14 protein-coding genes are annotated in these 15,057 nt (G+C 47.4%); 10 read left to right on the top strand and 4 right to left on the bottom strand.

Annotation, left to right across the window (positions count from 1 at the left end):
- Positions 1-15 precede the first annotated feature (15 nt).
- From BST96_RS14420 to BST96_RS14410, 3 genes are read right to left on the bottom strand one after another with little or no spacing between them, the layout of a single operon-like run.
- A complete protein-coding gene (locus BST96_RS14420; RefSeq protein WP_240554806.1) occupies positions 16-1,182 on the bottom strand; it encodes a glutathione S-transferase N-terminal domain-containing protein in 1,167 nt (388 codons plus the stop codon).
- 30 nt (positions 1,183-1,212) lie between these two features.
- Positions 1,213-2,415 (bottom strand): acyl-CoA dehydrogenase family protein, encoded by a 1,203-nt coding sequence (locus tag BST96_RS14415; RefSeq protein WP_085759381.1) that lies wholly within the window; start codon positions 2,413-2,415, stop codon positions 1,213-1,215.
- 35 nt (positions 2,416-2,450) lie between these two features.
- A complete protein-coding gene (locus tag BST96_RS14410) occupies positions 2,451-3,575 on the bottom strand; it encodes an acyl-CoA dehydrogenase family protein (protein WP_085759380.1) in 1,125 nt (374 codons plus the stop codon).
- Positions 3,576-3,786: 211 nt separating this feature from the next.
- Here BST96_RS14410 and BST96_RS14405 point away from each other — a divergent pair, with 211 nt between their 5' ends.
- The 5 genes from BST96_RS14405 to BST96_RS14385 all read left to right on the top strand — a co-directional run bounded on the left by BST96_RS14405 (position 3,787) and on the right by BST96_RS14385 (position 11,241).
- A complete protein-coding gene (locus BST96_RS14405; RefSeq protein ID WP_157117965.1) occupies positions 3,787-4,794 on the top strand; it encodes an LLM class F420-dependent oxidoreductase in 1,008 nt (335 codons plus the stop codon).
- Positions 4,795-4,805: 11 nt separating this feature from the next.
- Positions 4,806-6,020 (top strand): acyl-CoA dehydrogenase family protein, encoded by a 1,215-nt coding sequence (locus BST96_RS14400; protein WP_085759378.1) that lies wholly within the window; start codon positions 4,806-4,808, stop codon positions 6,018-6,020.
- 243 nt (positions 6,021-6,263) lie between these two features.
- Positions 6,264-8,513 carry a TonB-dependent receptor gene (locus BST96_RS14395; protein ID WP_085759377.1) on the top strand — a complete coding sequence of 750 codons (2,250 nt, stop codon included), beginning with the start codon at positions 6,264-6,266 and terminating at the stop codon, positions 8,511-8,513.
- 62 nt (positions 8,514-8,575) lie between these two features.
- Positions 8,576-10,711 (top strand): arylsulfatase, encoded by a 2,136-nt coding sequence (locus tag BST96_RS14390; protein ID WP_206045347.1) that lies wholly within the window; start codon positions 8,576-8,578, stop codon positions 10,709-10,711.
- 215 nt (positions 10,712-10,926) lie between these two features.
- Positions 10,927-11,241, top strand: a complete 315-nt coding sequence (locus BST96_RS14385) for a helix-turn-helix domain-containing protein (RefSeq protein WP_085759376.1) — start codon at positions 10,927-10,929, stop codon at positions 11,239-11,241.
- Here the strand turns inward: BST96_RS14385 and BST96_RS14380 are convergent.
- Entirely contained in the window at positions 11,238-11,564 is a 327-nt protein-coding gene (locus BST96_RS14380) for a type II toxin-antitoxin system RelE/ParE family toxin (RefSeq protein WP_085759375.1), read from the bottom strand. The two genes, BST96_RS14385 and BST96_RS14380, sit on opposite strands and share 4 nt — an antisense overlap.
- Before the next feature lie 616 nt (positions 11,565-12,180).
- Here BST96_RS14380 and BST96_RS21320 point away from each other — a divergent pair.
- The 5 genes from BST96_RS21320 (at position 12,181) to BST96_RS14360 (ending at position 14,899) form a co-directional block, all read left to right on the top strand.
- Positions 12,181-12,963, top strand: coding sequence for an RHS repeat domain-containing protein (locus BST96_RS21320; RefSeq protein ID WP_085759374.1), 783 nt, complete (start codon positions 12,181-12,183; stop codon positions 12,961-12,963).
- 4 nt (positions 12,964-12,967) lie between these two features.
- Complete coding sequence (locus BST96_RS14370) at positions 12,968-13,513, top strand: hypothetical protein (protein ID WP_085759373.1); 546 nt, start codon at positions 12,968-12,970, stop codon at positions 13,511-13,513.
- Between the two features lie 202 nt (positions 13,514-13,715).
- Complete coding sequence (locus BST96_RS21495) at positions 13,716-13,934, top strand: helix-turn-helix domain-containing protein (RefSeq protein ID WP_085759372.1); 219 nt, start codon at positions 13,716-13,718, stop codon at positions 13,932-13,934.
- A gap of 35 nt (positions 13,935-13,969) precedes the next feature.
- A complete protein-coding gene (locus BST96_RS21490) occupies positions 13,970-14,131 on the top strand; it encodes a helix-turn-helix domain-containing protein (protein ID WP_157117963.1) in 162 nt (53 codons plus the stop codon).
- A gap of 102 nt (positions 14,132-14,233) precedes the next feature.
- Positions 14,234-14,899 (top strand): phytanoyl-CoA dioxygenase family protein, encoded by a 666-nt coding sequence (locus BST96_RS14360; protein WP_085759371.1) that lies wholly within the window; start codon positions 14,234-14,236, stop codon positions 14,897-14,899.
- Positions 14,900-15,057 lie beyond the last annotated feature (158 nt).

The raw sequence follows: 15,057 nt of genomic DNA, 5'->3' as shown, positions 1-15,057 counted from the left end.
AGAAAAACCTGTTATTTATCGAGTGATCTCAGGGCGCAACTCACCCCAAACTTCAAGATGGTTAATACGCTCTACCGGCCGGTCGGTTTTTAGTCTTAGTACTGCTGCCAAACCGGTTTCTTCAAATAATGTGAGGATTTGCTGCTGTTCAGTTTCACTGGCTTGCTCATAGCTACGCTGGATACGTTGCAATAAATAAAAACGATAGGGCAATACACCAGTGCGTAAGCTTAGCCCTCGCCAGTCAAATTCGGCTTTGCCAATAAACCTCGCCGCAGGATCATCCAAACCATTGGTACCTGTCTTAAGCTCCGGGTGGTTGCGCAACCAGTTATTGGCAAAGGCCACATGGGCTTCCAGTTCTGCCAGATACTCTTGCGCAATATAAATCATTAAAGCCTTTAGTGTATCGGGAATCTGGCCGGCGGCTATCAAGTCAGTGTGATAGTCAGCATATTCAATATCAATAGTCTCAGCAGCATTCATACGCTCCACCCAACGGGATACCGCCGGGGCTTTTTCCCGCATCAATTTGGCAGGTACCGGGTCACGGGCTAAATGCGCATACAGTGCGGACACCAGGCCATAATCTCCCATGGTGGGTCGACCACCTAACAGATAGGGATAGTTGTGCAGATGTTGGGCAAATAACTGTAAAAACTCCAGATAGCTGCTTTCAATCAGTGGCTTTGAGTCTTCGGTTACACCAAAGCTTTTACTCGCAGCGCGCATGCGCTGACTGGCAAAATCAAAGTTGCCATCACGGGTTTGCTGGTCTGTACCCGGCGGCACCAGGGCGCAGAGAAAATCATCTTTAATAAAATCCAACTGCTCATCAAAGCTCCAGCGGTAATGCATAGCCGGACGCAGCAGCCCTTCTCCACCAAACAGCTCAAATAAATAAGAGACAGTTTTTAATAACGTCGACTCGGGCTGTGCCGGTAGTGGCACGGTCTCATGTTCTTCCAGATAATCAATAATGTCAGCACCGTCCTGAATCAGGGTACCGTCTGCGGCCTCAACCACAGGCATAATGAAACGGCCAACGGAGGGAATAATCGTTTTCTGGTAATGCGGGTGGTTAACACCATGCTCAATAAAAGGAATACCCTGCTTGCGCAAATAACTGCGCACCTTGCCGGTATACAGCGAGGAAGGAAGACCGTATAACTTGTATGTCATCATTACTAACCTTTATAGAAATATCCGTCGCTATTTCAGTTCACTGGAGGATTTACCCAATACCTGCCTGGCCACAATCAACTGCTGAATTTGCTGGGTGCCTTCATAGATATCAATAATTTTTGAATCACGGGCAAACTTCTCTAACAACTGCGCTTTGCTGTAGCCCAGTTGGCCACAAAGCTCGACACATTTTAGTGCCACTTGATTACCCATTCGCCCCGCCTTGGCTTTAGACATGGATGCATTTTTTGAATTGGGTTGTTTGTTATCGGCCATCCAGGAGGCCTTAAGGACTAACAAGCGCGCAGCTTCATAATCGGCTTCCATATCATAGAGATCATTTTCAATGGCGGATAACTGGTGATAGCTTTTGTTGTAATCCAACGCCAGCCCTTTTTCCTGCAGCAACTCGGTGGTTAAATCCAATGCTGCCCTGGCAACACCCAGCGCCTGTGCCGCGACTATTGGCCTGGTATTATCAAAGGTCTGCATCACACCGCCAAAGGCTTTTTTACGCTCGGCGTCTGTTTTAGCGATCTCCGGGTTGCCCAGTAGATTGGCTTTTGGCACCCGGCAGTTATCAAACACAATTTGCGCCGTATCCGATGAGCGTATACCCAATTTATGTTCCAGCCGGGTCACTTCCATACCCGGTGTGCCCTTGGGTACCAGAAAGGATTTAATCGCCGCTTTGCCAAGGCTTGTATCCAGTGAGGCCCATACCACCACCTGTTTGCTGCGGTAGCCATCGGTCACAAAAATCTTGCTGCCGTTAATGACCCACTCATCCCCATCGAGTACAGCTGTGGTTTTAATCGCAGCGGAATCGGAACCACAGCCCGGCTCGGTAATGGCCATAGATGCAAATAATTCGCCCCACTCCTGTTTCTGCTCAGCACTGGCCACGGCCTGCACCGCAGCATTGCCCAAACCAAGCCCTGGCATGGCAAGAAATAACCCCGTATCACCCCAGCACATCTGTTCCGTCACCAGAGCCGCCATCATACTGCGTCCATTGCGATTGCTATCAGGGTCCGATATGGATGGTTTGTCAGAACGGGCTACACCACCTGCCAGTAAGAGTTCACTCAGGGGATATAGTTCTTCCGGCATCTCTTCTTGTTCCAGCAAATCATATTTGCGGGAAATGGGGCGCAGACCATCGTTGGCAAACTGGTGCGCCATGGTGGTGATATCTTGCAGTTTTTTCGGTATTTCAAGATTAATCATAAATGATTGCTCACAGTCATTTTGTTGTTATGGACTTAAGCCATTAACAGTCCATCGAGTGTGGCCAGCGCTCGCAGATTGCGGTACCACAACTCCACCGGATGGTCGCGAGTAAAACCATGCCCTCCCAGTAACTGCACGCCATCGCTGCCAATTTTCATACCGTATTTAATCGCCTGGCGATGGACCAAAAAAGCCTCGCGATTAAAATCCATGCCCTGCTCCGCCCGGGAGGCTGCGCGGTAAACCATTAATCGCAAGGCTTCCAATTCAGTAGCCATATCCGCCACCAAAAAAGCAACCGACTGACGGTTAGCAATCGGCTCACCAAAAGCCACCCGCTCATTCACATAGGGCACCACATAATCCAGTACCGCTTGGCAAGTACCCACAGCCAAAGCCGCTAATGCTATTTTGCTCAGGTTATGGAAACGAGAAAGATCAAAGTGTTCGCGCATTTTTGCGCTGGCAGGCAGGGCGACATCTGTCAGGGTCATGGCATATAACGCCAGCGGGCGCAGCCCCATATAATCTTCCCGCTCAAAGGACAGGCCGCTGTGATCACCGCTAAGCATAAACCCATTAACGCCGGTTACATCGCCGGACCGGGATACTGTTTGGGCAAATACAATTAACACCTTGGCATCAGCACCAAAAGCCACCAGACTTTTAGCACCATTGAGTAGATAACTGCCATCGGCCTGTTCAACAGCTCTGGTTTGTAGCTGATCTTTATTAAAGCCGATACCGGGTTCCATCATCGCCAAGGCAGCTGGCACAAACTGATCCGATAATAAAGTCTCTGTCACTGAGCCTTGCTGCTGCTCAGTGCCGAAATCCAATACGCAATTAATCACTGACAAGGGAGATAAGGCAGCAATAGCCATCGACATATCCCCTTGCGCTAAATCCTCAATACTCAGGGTATTACTGATGGGACTGCGCCCTGCACCGACTCCCCCCAATACCTCGGGGACTGGCATAAAATTCAAACCCAGATCAACGGTTTTTTGTAGTAAGCCTTCTGGTAGCTCGGCGGCCTCATCGCTGGCCCGAGCCTGGCTGGCCATTTCTTCCCGAGCAAAGCGCCGCACCACATCCCGAGTCATCTGCTGCTCTTCCGTGGGTGTGAGATCAAATAGTAACGTTGCTTCACTCATTTTATAGGCTCAATACTAAGCGTTAATACAAAAGACTATGCCGCTCTGGCAGCAACTGTGGTACAACTGTCTGGTCGATGAATATCTTGTTATGTCATAATTTGTGTCATAATATACACAAAGCCTATCCAACACAAGACAAGCCAACACAAGACAACACAAGACAACACAAGACAACACAGGCAAGCCCAAGCTCATCAGGAGACCACCTTTGAACATACCAAGACAGCGCGTTGCCATGACCATACCTGGCCCCACCCTGACCGTAGCCGACTCTATTGAGCTGGCCAAAAAACTGGAAGCTGAAGGCTGGGATGATATCTGGATGGCCGATGCCGGAGGGCTGGATGCCATGACAATGGCTCCCCTACTATTAGCCGCCACCGAAAAAATGCGCCTTGGTATCGCCGTAGTCCCGGTATTTACTCGTACCCCGGCGGTGCTGGCCAGTACCATCTCAGTGATTAGCCAAGCCTTCCCTGAGCGCTTTGTGCCCGGCTTTGGCAGCTCCAGCCATGCCATTATTAATAACTGGCACGGCCTGGAAATGGAAAAACCCTTAACCCGTATTAAAGAAACCATGCAGTTGTTGCGGACCATGCTGGCCGGGGAAAAAACCAACTTTGCCGGTGATACCCTAAAAAGCCGCGGCTACCAACAACTCCCCACCCCCAACCAACCTATATACCTCGCCGGCCTGCGGCCAAAAATGGTAGAGACCGCAGCGGAAATTGGCGATGGTGTGATTCTGAATCTATTCCCTAAATCGGCCTTAGCCAAAATACACGAACATATTGCGATAGGGGCAGAGCGAGCTGGCAAAGACCCCGCCACTATCGAAGTGGTATCACGCCATATGATTGCAGTGGGCGAAGATAAGGCAATGGCCAGAGACGCCTTTAGAAGAGGCTTTGGCCCCTACTATGCCACCCCGGTCTACAATAAATTTTTAGCCTGGTGCGGCTACCCGGAAGCCGCAGCGGAAATCGCCGCAGGGTTTAAAAACCGTGACCGCGAACGCACCGCAGCCGCATTAAGCGACGAACTGATTGATGAAATAGCCATTATCGGTACCCCGGACGAATGCCGGGCTCGGGTGCGGGAATATGCCGATGCCGGGATTCATACCCATGTGATGGCACCGATGATCAATCACCCGGATATTATTGAACAAACCGCTACCACCTTTAGCAAACAGCATTTTAATCTCAACCAATAGAGCACAGTCTTATGAATTTCGAATACAGCGAAAAAGTCGCCGCCCTGCGTGAACAAGTGCAGGCCTTTATCGATGAACATATCACCCCCAACGAAGCACTCTACCACCAACAGGTAGCCAAAAACCGCTGGGCAGAACCGGCGATCATGGCAGAGAAAAAAGCCCTGGCTAAAGCGCAGGGGCTGTGGAATTTCTTTTTACCCTTGGCCTACGGTGAATACAGCGGCGGCCTGACCAACCTGGAATACGCACCACTGGCAGAACTGATGGGACGCAACCACTGGGCCTCAGAAGTGTTTAATTGCGCCGCCCCCGACACAGGTAATATGGAAGTGTTAGCCAAATACGGCAGCGAGGCGCAAAAGCAACAATGGCTGGAGCCTCTGCTGGCTGGAGAAATCCGCTCAGCCTTTGCTATGACGGAACCTAAAGTTGCCTCCAGTGATGCCACCAATATTGAAACCTCAATTGTGCGCGACGGTGATGACTATGTGATTAACGGCCATAAGTTCTATATCAGTGGCGCCAATCGTGAAAACTGTAAAATCCTGATCGTGATGGGTAAAACCGATGCCGATAATCCGAGCCGCCATTTACAGCAATCCATGGTGCTGGTGCCCACAGATACAGCGGGCGTTGAAGTCGTCAGGGCGATGACAGTCTTTGGTTATGACGATGCCCCGGAAGGCCATGCAGAAGTGATCTTTAATAATGTCCGCGTCCCTGCTGAAAATATTATTTTAGGGGAAGGCCGTGGTTTTGAAGTTGCCCAAGGGCGTTTGGGGCCGGGCCGTATTCACCACTGTATGCGCTCGGTGGGTGCCGCCCAGAAAGCGCTGGAAATGATGTGCAAACGCGTCAATGAGCGCGAAGTCTTTGGCCAGCCCATGGCGAAAAACCAATCTGTGCGTGAAGATATTGCCCGCTCTGCCTGCCAAATTGAGCAAGCCCGCTTAATGACCCTAAAAGCGGCGCAAAAAATGGATACCGAAGGCAATAAAGCCGCCAAGGATTTAATCGCCATGATCAAAATCGTTGCGCCCAATATGGCTTTGGATGTGATTGACCGTGCTATCCAGATTTACGGTGCCGTGGGCGTTAGCCAGGATACGGAGCTAGCCTGGATGTATGCCGGCCAGCGTACTTTGCGCCTGGCGGATGGCCCCGATCAGGTCCATATGATGCAACTGGGCCGGGAACTGGCCAAGCGCTATAACGAAGCTTGATAACGGATAACACCAAAAAAAATATCCCTCTACGCCGGTCATACCTGCCATTGCAGGTAAGACCGGCAAGCCCTCTCACCCCTAACTTACTGATTTAAAAGGCCTTGATAATCAACAACGACTGACGGTTTATCTAGACAGTGAATTTTTGCTGCATCGAGTGAATATGTCATATACTATGACAGTACTTTCGGATAAATTAGTCCATACTTAATAATAACTATTTCTCAATGAGGAAAGACCATGATCGTAAAACGCCTGCCATTGGCTATAGCCACCAGCCTTGCTATCAGTGCTTCCCAGGTTTCAGCACAGGGAGCCCCGGCACTGGAAGAAATTATTGTTACAGCTACTAAAAAGATGCAAACGGTGCAGGATACGCCGATCACCTTGACCGCCTTTGGCGACCAGGCCATTCAGGAAGCGGGGATTAATGACACCACCGACCTGGCGATTATGACCCCAAGCTTAAATACCAATGTCAATACCAGCCCCTTTACCGCCCGCTTTTCGGTGCGCGGTATTGGTACCGCGCAAACCGACCCGGCCTTGGAACCTTCTGTAGGTTTATTTGTTGATGGCGTTTTTATTGGTCGCTCTGGCTTGGGCATGTCGGACTTAACCGATATCGAACGTATTGAAATTTTGCAGGGGCCACAGGGTACCCTCTACGGTAAAAACACCAACGCCGGTGCGATCAGTGTATTTACCAAAGGCCCTAACGAAGATTTTTTTGAAGGCTATGTAGAAGCCACCGCCGGTAACTATAATCTGCAAAAAATTACCGCCGCCGCTACCGGCCCTATTACCGACAGCGTGTCTTACCGCCTCTCCGCCACCCAACATGAACGTGACGGCTATATGGAAAATGCTGCCCGCGGTGGTGAAGACCTCAATGCCGCCGATGATTGGAATGTCATCGGTAAGTTAAAATTTGAAATTAACGATGAGCTCATTGTGCTGCTAAGCGGTAGCCATGTTGAACGTGACAGCAACTGCTGCGCCGCCGATGCCATCCAGCCTGATATCGTCAATGACGAGTTAATCGCCCAGGGCTTTAAGCCTGATAGCAATGATCCCTTTGATAATAAAATTGCGGTGGATGTCGACAGTGAATTTGAACTCGAATCTGACAATCTTGCACTGACGGTTGAGTTTGAACCTGAATGGGGTGAAATTAAATCGATTACCGCCTGGAATGACTATAGCTATAACTTCAGCAGCGATGTTGACCGCTCCGAACTGGATATCTACCCGTGGCTGGAAGAATATAATGCTGGCGATAGCTGGTCACAGGAACTGCGCTTTTCATCTGAAAATGAAGAAGGCGATATCGAATACCAGATCGGTTTATTTTATTATGAGCAAACCACCAAGCGCGGCGATGGCAGACCGGATGATGGAAGCACCGGTACCATTATCGGCGACGATTTCTTAGGTATTGCCAGCCAGTTAGGACTGCCCTTCCCACTACCCGTCAACCTTATTGCCCAGCCCGGTGATAATATTTATGTAGACCATGTCTGGGATAATGAAACCTTGGCTATCTTTGGCCAGACCACCTGGCATGTGGGTGACCGCCTGCATATTACCGGCGGCCTGCGCTGGACCGAAGAAAAGAAAGACGCAGACTTATATTCCGTCGTGAATTCCACCGCCTTTTCAGCCTCTCTTGGCCTTGGCTCACTACAGGAATCCGTACTACAGCCAATCGACGCCAAACTGGACCGTACCAGCGAAGATGTTAACTGGTTGCTAAACGCCAGCTATGACTTAAACAATGACGTTATGCTGTTTGCCAGTGCCTCGACCGGTACCAAGTCCGGTGGCTTTAATGGCTCCAACGGTGATGTGGAAGACCGCGAGTTTGATGACGAAGAAACCATCAGCTATGAAGTGGGTGTTAAATCTACCTTGATGGATTCGAGATTACGAATCAACGCCACCGCTTTCTATACAGAAATTAGCGACTACCAATCTCAGCAACAACAAGAGAGCGGTGTTGGCACCATTGTGGGCAACGAAGGTGAGGTTGTAACCTCGGGTCTGGACCTGAGTGCAGATATGTTGCCGCTGCCTAACCTAACCGTTACTGCCGGTATCTTGTATATGGACCGCTATGAAATTACCGAAGGCTCTGCCGAAGGCAATGACCTGCCCTTTACCGCCGAGTTTAGCGGTAATCTGGCTGCCACTCTGGTCTTCCCGTTAGCCGATGGCGGTCTTTATGTCCGCGGCGATTACAGCTATATGGGCGAGCACCTGACCAATGCCTCGGCAATCACCCGCGACTCTGATGTTCAGAAACGGGATGTTTATAACTTGAAAACCGGCTGGCGCAATGACAACTGGGATATTTCAGTCTGGGGTAAAAACCTGAAAGACGATGAATATGCCACATTGACCACCAACACCTTTCTCTTTACCGGTATGGATGCCTACTTCCTGGCACCGCCACGCACCTATGGCGGTACCGTTAGATACAGTTTTTAACCCTCTGAGGTCTCTTTTGAGCCAGCCCTTCGCGGCTGGCTTTTTTCTGAGCGGACGTTTTTATGCAAGTGTTTTCATTTTTTCTGTTGCTACTTTTTTCTCTGATGTACTCGACCGCACAGGCCGACACACCCCGCCCCAATATAGTAATGATCCTGGTGGACGATGCCGGGCTAATGGATTTTCAACCCTTTGGCAGTGAAGCCCGCATGCCCAATATCCAGCAACTGGCGGACCAGGGAGTAAGCTTTACTCACTACCGCACATCCCCACTATGCTCACCCTCAAGAGCAATGCTATTAACCGGCGTGGATAATCATCGCACCGGTGTAGCGACCATTCGCGAAGTGATTCCCGATCAACACCTTAACCAGCCTGGCTATAGCTTGTCGCTTGAGCCCGGTGTTAAAACTATTGCCGACCATCTGCGCAGCGCCGGTTATCGCACCTATATGACCGGTAAATGGCATATGGGCGACAAGGTGAAAGACTTACCCGTTAGCCATGGCTTTGACCGCTCCTTTGTACTGGATGCCTCCGGTGCCGACAACTGGGAACAGCGGCCCTATATGGCCTACTACGCCACCGCGCCCTGGTATGAAGACGACAAGCCCGCCACTCTGCCGGAAGATTTTTATTCGTCGGAATTTATTGTCAGTAAAATGCTGGAATATCTGGAAGGGGATTACACAACCGCCGAAGAACAACAAAAACCGTTTTTTGCCTATCTGGCTTTTCAGGCGATTCATATTCCGATTCAGGCACCGCGGGAATTTACAGAAAACTATAACGGCGTATTTGATCAAGGCTGGCATAAATTGCGAGAGCAACGCTGGCAAAAAGCGCAGGCGCTGGGTTTAGTGCCTGAAGGCGCGCCTCTGGCTTCCATTCCCGAGGACTTACGTGAGTGGGAAAATTTAAGTGATGAAGAGCGCCGCTATTATGCCAAAGCGATGCAGGTGAATGCCGGTATGCTGGAAGCCATGGATTTTCATATTGGACGCTTAATGCAATGGTTAGAAGAACGCGGCGAACTCGACAATACTGTATTTGTAGTCACCTCGGACAACGGCCCGGAATTTAACGATATGGCGACCAACCCCGGTATCCGTCTGTGGAACGCGATCAGTGGTTACCAAAATGATATTGAGACCATGGGTGAGAAAAACAGCCTGGTATCGATTGGCCCTGAATGGGCCTATGCGGCAGCATCACCCAGCAAGCAATTTAAGTTTTATACCCATGATGGAGGTATTCGCGTGCCACTGATTATGTCAGGCCCGGGTTTGCCGGAAGGTGAGCGGCGTTCAGCGTTTTCTCTGGTGACGGATATTACGCCTACATTGCTGGATTATTTGCAGTTATCGGTTAAACCTGAGGTAGCGATAACGGGCCGCAGTTTAAAGCCGGTTATTGAAGATAGCAGCGCAGTGATTTATGGTCTCGAAGACGCGGTTGGTATTGAAGTGGCCGGTAATGCGGCACTGTTTAAGGGCGACTATAAATTAAGCCGTAACCTGCCGCCTTATGGTGATGGTCAGTGGCGATTGTTTAATGTAGCAACTGATCCCGGTGAGACACAGGATTTGACGGACGCTAACCCTGCGCTATTCCAGCAGTTATTAAAAGACTACCAAGGCTATGCCGAGGACTTTGGTGTGCAGGCAATGCCACCTGGCTATAACTCGATAGAAATGGTAACGCGCAATACCGTAAAAAAAATGTTTCAGCAGTATCGGTCTATTATTCTGTCGATGCTGGTTGTAGTCGTCATTATTGTTGTGTTAATTATTAGAAAATTTAAAAAGGTTTTTACAATGGAAAAAGTGATTCGTGGTTTAACGATTTTTGCCGGATTTTTATTTGTGGCATTGGGTATTCGCTGGGTAGCGGAACCTGAAGCGATTGCGGCGCAATTAGGGATGCCATTAATGGAAGGCACAGCACTCAATACACAAATTGGTGACATGGGTGCTTTCTTTTTTGCCGGTGGTTTGATGGCGCTGATCGGTGTATTTAGCGGCAAGCGTGAGTGGTTTTACTCGGCGATGTTATTGATAGGTAGTGCTGGTGTTTTTCGTGTATTGGCGTTGTTGGTGCAGGATGCAGAATTGCCAATAGATAAACTGGTAGTGGAAATTGTGATTTTCTCCCTGCTTTTAGCCGCCTCAAAAACCCTAACCCCAAAAAACGAATAACGTAGGGTGGATTACAATCCACCACCCCACCCTCCAAATCGTCATCCCCGCGCAGGCATTAAAATGCCTGCCCTCCTTAATATTCTTTAATTATTTCTCAATAGTTTCAACAACTTATAACCCCCAATCCAGATATACAAAATTTTATATAATTATCACTTGCCAAATATCTAAAATTTTATATACTCCATGAAAATCAATCTTGGAGGTGCACCATGGCACTCAAATACTACGACAGCCCCTTCCATGTAACCCATGACAAGGAAACAGCAAGCAAGATGGCCATGAAAATGGACCTCTCCATCATGCTGTCAAACTTAATCAAAGAGCAAAGCTGGACCCAGAAGCAAGCAGCCGAAAAGTTAGGGATTCAACAGTCCAGAGTATCCGATTTAAAAAATGCAAAAATCGAAAAATTCACCATTGATGCCATGTTCGATATGCTGGATGTTTTGGGGTTTCGTGCACAGATGTCAATGCCGTCATTGCATGAGGCATCTATCGCTATATCAAAGGTGAAGGTTTCTTAAAGAGCAGCCTTAAGTTCTTTTAGTCGTTGTTCGGCAACCTTCATGGCTTGCCGGTCAACGCCATTGGTTGTTTTAGTAAAAGAATGCAGCACAACAACCGTATCCAAATACTTAACCACATAGACACATCTAAAAGCAGGGCTGCCATTAATTTTCAGTTCTACAACCCCTGCCCCCAGACTATTCAAGTGCCTAATAACCAGCTCTGGATTTTGTCCATACTGAATTCGCCTCAGGTCCTTTCCGAACTCATCCTGGATATCTACGGGTAACCCTTTGTATTCCCGCTCAGCCGCATCATTTACAAAAGCAAATTTCTTCATAATCAGTCCTTTGAACAAAGAAAAAAGTATTGTGCCTTTTAGCGAATGAAAAAAATAGCAAAACAAATAACTGTAGGGTGGATTACAATCCACCACCCCACCCCAACACCCCAACACCCCAACACCCCGGCAGGCTCCGAGGCCGGTCGCAAGCTTGTAAAGCCACCCAGCGACTGCGGAACTCAACCATTTTTTACTGGGTAAAAAATGGGGTTCACAAATTTCACTGAGATTTGGACGACCTTCAGGTCACCCGCAGGGTGAAAATACGCCTTAGCGTATTTGAATCAAACCGTCCTCGCCTAAAGACGCCGGGTGACTTTACAAGCTTAAACGCGCCCTGACTGGCCTCGGAGCCTGCCGGGGTGTTGGGGCTAGATTTTGGCTCTATTAATTATTTCAAGTTTCAGGGTGGGGATTTTATCTGTTGAGGTGTCTTATAGATTGGGAGGTGCTCAGTTATTAGGAAGAACCTTCTAATATACGCGCATGCGTCATATATAAATGGTTAGTGTTCAAGGAGAGTTTTGTGCACAAATGTACTCAATGTGACAACAAACCATACCTGCTATCTATTAATAAGCTGAAAAAGTCATTTTCCTAACAGGGATAGAGAATGAAAAGTAATCTAAATAAGAGAGTCTTTCGGGTATTACTAAGCGCGTTTATCATCATTATTGCGATGCCAGCTTCAAGGGCAGAATCGGAGCTATATTTTATTCACAGTGATCACCGGGGGGCTCCGGTGGCAATGACCGATGCAAACCAGGAAGTAGTGTGGACAGCTAGCTACACGCCGTTTGGTGAAGCGGAGGTGGATGAGGATCCTGATGGTGATGGTAAGCGAGTTGAGATGAATTTGCGTTTACCTGGTCAGTACTATGATAAAGAAAGAGGGTTATATTACAACTACTATCGGGATTATGATCCGTCGTTGGGAAGGTATATTCAGGCTGATCCCCGTGGAGTAAGTGTTGATTTTAGTGACCCGCAAAGGACGCTTGCTATACAGCTAGGCATAGCTAAGCCTAGCTTTTCCGATGTACAGATGATCAATCATAATTATGCCTATGTAGCTTCGAACCCTTTAAAATATGTTGACCCGACAGGTGAGATTCTGCAATACATAATCCCAGCCATAGGTATTGGTACTGCTATAGTCTCAGCTAAACAATGTTCAGACGCGGTTGATAAGGATTTGGGGGCCGACAGAAAGCGTGAAGGTGACTGGAAGAAATGCTTTTCAGGTGATCATTCTGCGTGCTCCAGAGCCAATCAGGAAAGAGCTGAGGACAGAAGAAGATTTTTTGAAGAAACTGCTCCGGCGATTATGGAGGCAGGGAAAGCTGCAAGCTCTGTAACAAATGATCCAACGCAGATGAAAGGACCACCCAACTAAATTAATGGATGAATATAAAATGAACAGTAAGAACAAGTATGCTGCTTATGGGGCAATCTTAGTAATTTTGTTTAGCCTCACAATCTGGGTCTTGCCGGTAAAATATATTTATGAAGTTAAGCAGTTTTTAATCGGGGGCGATGTTGCAAATTGGATGGGAAAAGAGATTTCTATTCCTAAGGGGTTTGTTAGTCGATCTACCAGTCATGACAAGATTAGTTTCTTTTTACTTGAAGAAAAATCATCAAATAAAAATAGAAGAAGTATTGCTTGGTTGGAAAAAGATAAAACCGGTGAGGCTTTAGATAAAATCCGATCTTTGTGCGTGAGCTATGACTGTAATACGATGCAGTACTATCAGGAAAAAGAAGCTCACTGTGTATCGATAGAAAAAATTTATGGGGTAGACTTTGAAAAAATGACTGCGTGCCATACGGCCTATTCTTCAATTTCTTTTGTAACAATTTTGACTGATATCAAGTATCAGGATAGTTTTGAAGTACTCAGAAGCTTAGTGGTTGACCAAATACAAAGAAAGAAAATTAAGTAACAACAATAATAGAAGGTTCGTGGACAGGCATATGTGAGAGAATAAAATATCCCCCAACACGAAACTACTCGATTAGTTTATAACTACTATCGGGATTATGACCCCATTGATCTTGACCCCATTGATCTGATCCTTGATCTCATTGATCTAAAAACAACCAGTTAACCCGCATGGGGGTTAACTTATATCTTATAAACGCCTTATGGCTACCAGAAACCAAACATACCGCACCCGTCTTGCAAAATATCTACGCACCCGTAGGGGTAAGCTGAGCCAGGCTGAGTTTGCCAAGAAGCTATCGATTAGCCAGTCGACTTTAGCCCGTATTGAATGTGAAGATCAGAATGTCACGATTGATATGCTGGAATTGATGTGTAAGCGGTTGAAATGTAATCTTTCTGAGCTTATCCCTGGTAGCTAATACAAATCTCCTCAGGTGGATAAAAGGACTCATCTATGATTCTTTCTGAAATACTTGCAGAAAACTTAAAGGCGCGCCGAGGTAAACTTACCCAGGCTGAGTTTGCTCGTAAGTTGGGGGGTAGTCGAGCGACTTTAACCAGGCTGGAAAATGCAGGGGGAAATTTCAGGTTGCAGGGTGGGGATTTTATCTCTTGAAGTGTCTTATAGGTTAGGGGGTGCTCAGTTATTAGGGAGAACCTTTAATATACGCGCATGCGTCATATATAAATGTTACATGCCAATCAAGGAATTAGCTCCGTGCCAGCCTTAGAAGATGGATATGAAATAATTGGTGAGTTTTTATCTCACGATCAGCTCGTTGCTATAATTAGCGAAATCGAATCTATTGAGCTTCCTGCTAAGGTTGGCGGTATCAGAAATGCTGAGAAAAAGTTTTCTTCTATCCGCGAGCTTGCGAACTCAGAGAAACTTAGAATCCAAGCTAAGAAATATCTCTCAGGAAAGGCAAGTTTAGTTCGAGCTATTCTATTTAATAAAACAACAGAGAATAACTGGCTGGTAACATGGCACCAAGACAGAACCATCGCAGTATCGGAAAGGTTTGAGAGGAATCAATGGGGTCCTTGGAGTGTCAAAGATGGTATCCATCACGTTCAGCCGTCAGTGGATGCCCTGAATCAAATGATAACTTTTCGCATTCACCTCGATGATACAAGCCAAGAAAATGGGTGCCTAAAGATTTTGCCAAAAAGTCAAAAACTAGGCATTCTTGATCATGGTTCCATACAAGATTATGTGCAAAATCATAACCCTATAATTTGTGAAGCGCTTGCAGGCTCCGTTTTGGTTATGCGTCCTCACATACTACATTCATCTAGTAAAGCATCTAACCCATCACAACGGCGGGTTTTACATCTGGAGTACAGTAGTTTTAAATTACCACCTGGTGTTGCATGGGCGTAAAACATGTAACAAAACAAGCAACCGGACGGTTTCACCACCGGTTCTTTTAGCGTTAGTGCTCTGTCACATCGAAATAAAGAGTAAATGTGTACAGAAATATATGGAAAACTCATGCCGGTGGATGCCTGATGATTATTCGGAAAAAAGAGGATTCTATC

The sequence above is a fragment of the Oceanicoccus sagamiensis genome (genome assembly GCF_002117105.1).
In the GTDB taxonomy this organism is placed as follows: Bacteria; Pseudomonadota; Gammaproteobacteria; order Pseudomonadales; family Dasaniaceae; genus Oceanicoccus; species Oceanicoccus sagamiensis.
This window is presented reverse-complemented; position numbering and strand designations above follow the sequence as displayed.

Excerpts from the sequence above, each read along its gene's own strand:
- BST96_RS14380 (WP_085759375.1), bottom strand. The coding sequence starts at position 11,564 with ATGAAGAAATTTGCTTTTGTAAATGATGCGGCTGAGCGGGAATACAAA.
- BST96_RS14420 (WP_240554806.1), bottom strand. The coding sequence starts at position 1,182 with ATGACATACAAGTTATACGGTCTTCCTTCCTCGCTGTATACCGGCAAG.
- BST96_RS14385 (WP_085759376.1), top strand. The coding sequence starts at position 10,927 with ATGGCACTCAAATACTACGACAGCCCCTTCCATGTAACCCATGACAAG.
- BST96_RS14390 (WP_206045347.1), top strand. The coding sequence starts at position 8,576 with ATGCAAGTGTTTTCATTTTTTCTGTTGCTACTTTTTTCTCTGATGTAC.
- BST96_RS14400 (WP_085759378.1), top strand. The coding sequence starts at position 4,806 with ATGAATTTCGAATACAGCGAAAAAGTCGCCGCCCTGCGTGAACAAGTG.
- BST96_RS14395 (WP_085759377.1), top strand. The coding sequence starts at position 6,264 with ATGATCGTAAAACGCCTGCCATTGGCTATAGCCACCAGCCTTGCTATC.
- BST96_RS21320 (WP_085759374.1), top strand. The coding sequence starts at position 12,181 with ATGAAAAGTAATCTAAATAAGAGAGTCTTTCGGGTATTACTAAGCGCG.
- BST96_RS14415 (WP_085759381.1), bottom strand. The coding sequence starts at position 2,415 with ATGATTAATCTTGAAATACCGAAAAAACTGCAAGATATCACCACCATG.
- BST96_RS14370 (WP_085759373.1), top strand. The coding sequence starts at position 12,968 with ATGGATGAATATAAAATGAACAGTAAGAACAAGTATGCTGCTTATGGG.
- BST96_RS21490 (WP_157117963.1), top strand. The coding sequence starts at position 13,970 with ATGATTCTTTCTGAAATACTTGCAGAAAACTTAAAGGCGCGCCGAGGT.
- BST96_RS21495 (WP_085759372.1), top strand. The coding sequence starts at position 13,716 with ATGGCTACCAGAAACCAAACATACCGCACCCGTCTTGCAAAATATCTA.
- BST96_RS14410 (WP_085759380.1), bottom strand. The coding sequence starts at position 3,575 with ATGAGTGAAGCAACGTTACTATTTGATCTCACACCCACGGAAGAGCAG.